This is a genomic window from Petralouisia muris, from assembly GCF_004793545.1.
Lineage (GTDB): Bacteria > Bacillota > Clostridia > Lachnospirales > Lachnospiraceae > Petralouisia > Petralouisia muris.
The window spans coordinates 1-2,139 of record NZ_SRYA01000185.1 but is presented as its reverse complement, the minus strand read 5'-3'; the positions used below and the strand labels follow the sequence as shown (position 1 = coordinate 2,139).

The following is a 2,139-nucleotide window of genomic DNA, read 5'->3' as shown; positions in this document are numbered from 1 at the left end:
GAGGTGGATCTATGAAAACATCCTACTTCACAGGCCCATTTGCCCCGATGTGCAAAACTTTTGTCGCCCAGAAAAGGGCCTCCGGCCTTGTATACGAACAACAGGCAATGCTCCTTAAGATGTTCGACAACTTCTGCAAAGGGTACGAGGTCCATGATTATACAATCACGAAGGAGATTGCCACCGCATGGTGCGCAAAGCGTCCGAATGAAAAAGAGATAACAAGGCACAACAGGGTTGCGGAAATGCAGCGCTTTGCGGTGTTCCTCTGCAGGCAGGGGCATCCGTCATACCTGCTGCCTGCCATCCCGAAATCCGGGGAGAAACATGTGCCGTATATTTTTACCAGGGAGGAAATGGCATCCATCTTTGACCGTCTCGATAAACTTGAGCCGACCAATGTCTCCCCGCACCGGCACCTCGTGTATCCACTGCTGTTCCGGATGCTGTATGGCTGCGGGCTGCGCATTTCCGAAGCACTGTCGCTGCGCCTGCAGGATGTTGACACAGCCAGCGGCGTCCTTCATATCCTGCATGGCAAGAATGACAGGGAGCGCATCGTGCCTATGTCCGACTCGCTCACCGGCCGGTGCCTCCGGTACATCCGGGATGTCCACCAGGATACCCCGGAAGATATGCCTTTCTTCTATACAAAAGAGAAAAAGCGCTACGCAAAGTCTTCCATAGAAAAAGCGTTCCGCGGTTTCCTCTGGGATGTCGGCATTCCGTACCGGAGAACCAGCCTTGGACCCCGCGTGCATGATGTCAGGCATACCTTTGTCTGCCACAACATCCAGGGATGGGCAGAATCCGGGATACCTGTTTCCAGCAGGCTTCCGGTGCTTTCAAAATACCTTGGGCATACTTCCATCAGCGCAACACAGTGGTATCTGAGGCTGACTGCGGAAGCATACCCGCATATCAGGCAGGTCTGTGAAGCGGAGCTTGGTGGGATGTATGCCGATCTCTTAAAATTCCTGCCAGAGGAGGTGGAAGATGCCGATGATAAGACCGACTGATTTTGCACGCGCCCTGTCCGGCTACTTTTTTGAATACCTGCCGGTGCAGAAAGGGCTGAGTGAAAATACAATACAATCCTACCATGATTCTATGTCAGTGTTCCTGTCCTACTGCGAAAGCGAGCGCCATCTGAAACGGGAAAAGATGGAGATCAAGGACCTTGACAGGAAGCTGGTGGAGGATTTCCTTGACTGGCTGGAACAGGAAAAAGGCAATTCGGCTGCGACAAGGAACCAGCGGCGCATTGCGCTGAATACTTTTTTCAAATACCTTCAGTATGAAAACCCGGAGCACGTCCTCCTCTGCCAGACGGTCTGCTCCATCCCAAAGAAAAAGCATGAAAAGCAGACAATCCGGCATCTTCCTGTTGACGCCATAAAGGCAATATTGAAGCAGCCAGACCAGCAGAGCCACAGCGGCAGGAGGGATTTTTCCCTGCTGTGCCTGATGTACGAAGCAGGGGCAAGAATCTCAGAGATTGCCGACCTGCGCATCGGAGATCTGAGCCTTGACAAAAAAGGAGCCATCGTTCATCTGCATGGAAAGGGCAAAAAAGCCCGGTCAGTTCCTCTTATCGCAGACATTTCAGCAGTACTGCGGCTGTACCTGCAGGATGAAAAGCGGTACCGTCCCTGCCTGAAAGATGAGCCGCTGTTCTGCAACCGTCATAAGGAAAAACTGACACGCGCAGGGATTTCCTACATTTTCCACAAGTATGCTGAGTCCGCCAGAATTGCTGAACCAGAGCTGTTCCCTGAGAAGGTGTACCCGCATATATTCCGCCACAGTCGTGCCATGCACTGGCTTGAAGCCGGGATCGACCTTCAATATATCAAAGACCTGCTTGGGCATGCAGATCTTACGACCACTGAGGTGTATGCACAGATCAACACGGAAATGAAACGTAAAGTATTGGAAAGCGCCCAGCCGCAAGAGCGTCCTGCCGCTGAATATCCATCATGGACGGAGGACAAAAGCCTGATGGGCTGGCTCGAAAGTTTCCGTGACATCCACTAAATAATCTACAGAATTATGCAAAGCCAGCAGACGAAAATCTACTGGTTTTGCGGCATTTAAGGAGGTGACTTTACATTATTTTTCGCTTTACATTAGCCCAGT

General features: G+C 51.5%; 2 protein-coding genes. Both read left to right on the top strand.

Annotation, left to right across the window (positions count from 1 at the left end; genetic code table 11):
• On the top strand, positions 1-1,019 hold a 1,019-nt coding region (locus tag E5329_RS28915; protein ID WP_275443881.1), incomplete at its 5' end, for a tyrosine-type recombinase/integrase.
• Entirely contained in the window at positions 997-2,037 is a 1,041-nt protein-coding gene (locus E5329_RS28910) for a tyrosine-type recombinase/integrase (protein ID WP_135992550.1), read from the top strand. The genes E5329_RS28915 and E5329_RS28910, both read left to right, overlap by 23 nt.
• Positions 2,038-2,139 lie beyond the last annotated feature (102 nt).